This is a genomic window from Halomonas sp. 3D7M, assembly GCF_014897885.1.
Classification (GTDB): Bacteria; Pseudomonadota; Gammaproteobacteria; order Pseudomonadales; family Halomonadaceae; genus Vreelandella.
The window spans coordinates 294-3,112 of the sequence record NZ_JABUZF010000183.1 but is presented as its reverse complement, the minus strand read 5'-3'; the positions used below and the strand labels follow the sequence as shown (position 1 = coordinate 3,112).

At 46.1% G+C, this 2,819-nt stretch carries 4 protein-coding genes; 1 reads left to right on the top strand and 3 read right to left on the bottom strand.

The genetic code is table 11. The annotated features are described in order from the left end of the window. Positions 1-136: 136 nt before the first annotated feature. From INT22_RS10540 to INT22_RS10530, 3 genes are all read right to left on the bottom strand, one after another. Positions 137-568, bottom strand: a complete 432-nt coding sequence (locus INT22_RS10540) for a GNAT family N-acetyltransferase (RefSeq protein ID WP_193068196.1) — start codon at positions 566-568, stop codon at positions 137-139. Positions 569-653: 85 nt separating this feature from the next. Further along, positions 654-1,148, bottom strand: coding sequence for a hypothetical protein (locus tag INT22_RS10535; RefSeq protein ID WP_193068195.1), 495 nt, complete (start codon positions 1,146-1,148; stop codon positions 654-656). A gap of 50 nt (positions 1,149-1,198) precedes the next feature. Further along, a complete protein-coding gene (locus INT22_RS10530; RefSeq protein ID WP_193068194.1) occupies positions 1,199-1,690 on the bottom strand; it encodes a DUF1993 family protein in 492 nt (163 codons plus the stop codon). Between the two features lie 496 nt (positions 1,691-2,186). Here INT22_RS10530 and INT22_RS10525 point away from each other — a divergent pair. Continuing rightward, a partial coding sequence (locus INT22_RS10525; protein WP_226912602.1) for a DEAD/DEAH box helicase occupies positions 2,187-2,819 on the top strand: 633 nt, incomplete at its 3' end.

The following is a 2,819-nucleotide window of genomic DNA, read 5'->3' as shown; positions in this document are numbered from 1 at the left end:
GTCGCGGAATGGACGCTTACGTTGCGAATCTGCCCTGAGCACGTTGTTATACGATTTTCCCACCACATACGGAAACGCCCAAGGTTATTAGCCTCGGGCGTTTCTTCTAGCAAGCCTGGTTACCACAAATCTAGCCTTAAAGTGTCATATGCAGAATTGGAAAGGGTTTTCCCATATCATCAAAGGGTGAACGTGAAACTACTTTAAAACCCATATGCTCGTAAAAACCAACAGCCTGTGGATTTTGTTCATTGACGTCCACTTTGGTTGCACCTAACTGCTCAATTGCGTATTTCAGTAGTGCCTTACCAATGCCTTTCCCTCGCGCTTCATTCAAGATGAATAGCATTTCAATCTTTGAATTTTGGGCACCCAAAAAACCTAGGATTGAACCACGTTCATCTTTAACGCACCTCAATGTAACAGCGGGAAATGCCTGCTCAATGATAATTGGTTTAAAAAACTCAATATCTTCTTCCGTTATAAATTCATGAGTTGCTCGGACTGACTCTTCCCAAACATTAAGCATCTCTGCATAATTTTCAGGAAGCACATTTTCTACGATCATCGTGCTTCTCTACAGTTGACTGAAATTCATGCGCAGACGCACTTCTCTAGTGACTGTTTTCATCACTCTTTCTCCTCGAACCTCCTCACCTGTCACTGGGTGAATTACCTGGCTCCTCGTTCTCACGGATAGCGCAGACATCTTCGATATCCACCGGCCGTGCGAGTATAGATTTATACCGCACCAGATCGTCCTTCAGCATAAGAGGAAGTTCAAGACCCAATAAATGCACGGTTACATAGCGAGAAAAATCTATGTTGAGCGGTACCCAGGTTTCGTTACTTGCATCGAAAATTTGCGAGCCGTCAGAGTTACCTACCTCCACTTTAATACCTTCATATTTGAACTGGACGTAGGTTAGATCCCAGCCTTCCTCCTGGCGGTGAGCGGCAGCTTTGGATACAAACTGCTGACCGGCCTGAACCACTGACGCAAAGTGCTCGCCGGGGACAAACAGGTCGATGTCATTAAGCTCACGCTCTGAACCATACCCCTTTGCTGCGAGCCCACCGCAGATCAAAAAAGGAATACTCCTTTCTCTCAGTAACCCCACAATCCATTGAGCTGCTAAATGATGCACGCTTCCTCCTTTTGCTCACTCCCCCTCTGAAACGCTTTGTTAGGGAGATGCTAATCAATAAAACTGAAACCAACAGGATAAGAGTGTAAACCGTCGAAATCCCCTTTACTAAGAGGTACACCGGCTTTTCTCGCTATCGCATATACCATGCTCATATGAAACATGTAGTTAGGGACTATATACCTAAACACGTAACTGCTTTGCGGAAGGCTAATCTCTGTAAAACCTGCTGTATCTGATATCAACTTACTATCGTCTAACCCTTCAATATCAGGAAGTGTCTCAAGCTGAATTTGCACCTCGTGTATCAACCTAAGGGACGCATTTTTACCTGACGCTGAAAGCTCATACGAAACAACTTCACCACCAACTAACGGACAGTACCCCCTTAAAAGAAAGTTGGCAGCTATTTGTGCATTCATTTCCAGAGAAAACATCCCTTCGTGTAGGGTGTCTGAAAACAGCTCTTCCGGCACTTTCTCAATAATGGCCGTCAATTGGGACAGGTAATTGAGGAAAAGTTTTCTAATCGAAGTCGTCATTATTAATCCCTAAAATCTTAACAGTGGATAGACTGCACGATCTGATATTAAATGAACGCGCCGGGCTGCGCTGCCATCGCGGGTGCCTTATGGCTCGTTCCTCGCCAAGCCTTACGCCGCGCCACAAACGTGCCATCGTTTGATTTTGTAGTGCGTGGTAAGCGCAGCGCACCCGCAATTGTGGCTCAAAAATATGTGAGGCCTAAAGCGCCTCCGCTGCAGCGGCCAGCTATTTAGTAAAAGCTAATCTACTTAGTTAAAGCTAATCATAATTCAAACACACAGCGTTCGAAATTAAAAAAATCATAAAAAACAAAACGTACTACAAAATATCACTTACCATTCATTTAATTAATGTCTGTCATTTCATCATAAAAGTCGCCATTCGGCACTATGAAGCTAATTGCTCTATTCGAGCAATGAACGGCTGCTTTTACGCTATACTGCGTCATCTTTTATTTTCGACACACCTTACGACCATCTGTCTGAGCACCTCATGCCATTTTCAAAACTAGGCTTATCCCGTCCTCTTGTTCAAGCGATTACCGAACTAGGTTACAAAACACCAACGCCCATCCAGGAACAAGCGATTCCTGCCATTCTTTCGGGCAAAGACTTAATCGCCACCGCACAAACAGGAACAGGCAAAACTGCTGCCTTTGTTCTGCCTCTGTTAGAGCGATTCAGCAAAGCGGAAGCGTTACGCGGCAAGCGCATACGCGCGCTGATTCTGGTGCCGACCCGCGAGTTAGCGGTTCAGGTCGAAGCCAATGTGGCTCAATGCGCTAAGCACACGCAGTTAACCTCTATGGCGGTGTATGGCGGTGTGGATACCGCGCCTCAAAAAGAGCGGCTAATCGAAGGAGTGGATATTTTGGTCGCCACGCCGGGTAGATTGCTGGATTTGGCACATCAGCGTGCGCTGCACTTTGATGAACTTCAAGTTATGGTGTTGGACGAAGCGGACAGAATGGTCGACATGGGTTTTGTCGATGATATCCACAAAATCTTAGTACGCCTGCCTGAAAACCGTCAGAACCTACTGTTTTCAGCCACCATGACCGGCGACGTTCGCGCCCTCGCCTACGGTTTTTCAGATAGTAAGATGACCGACCTGGCGGCTGACATC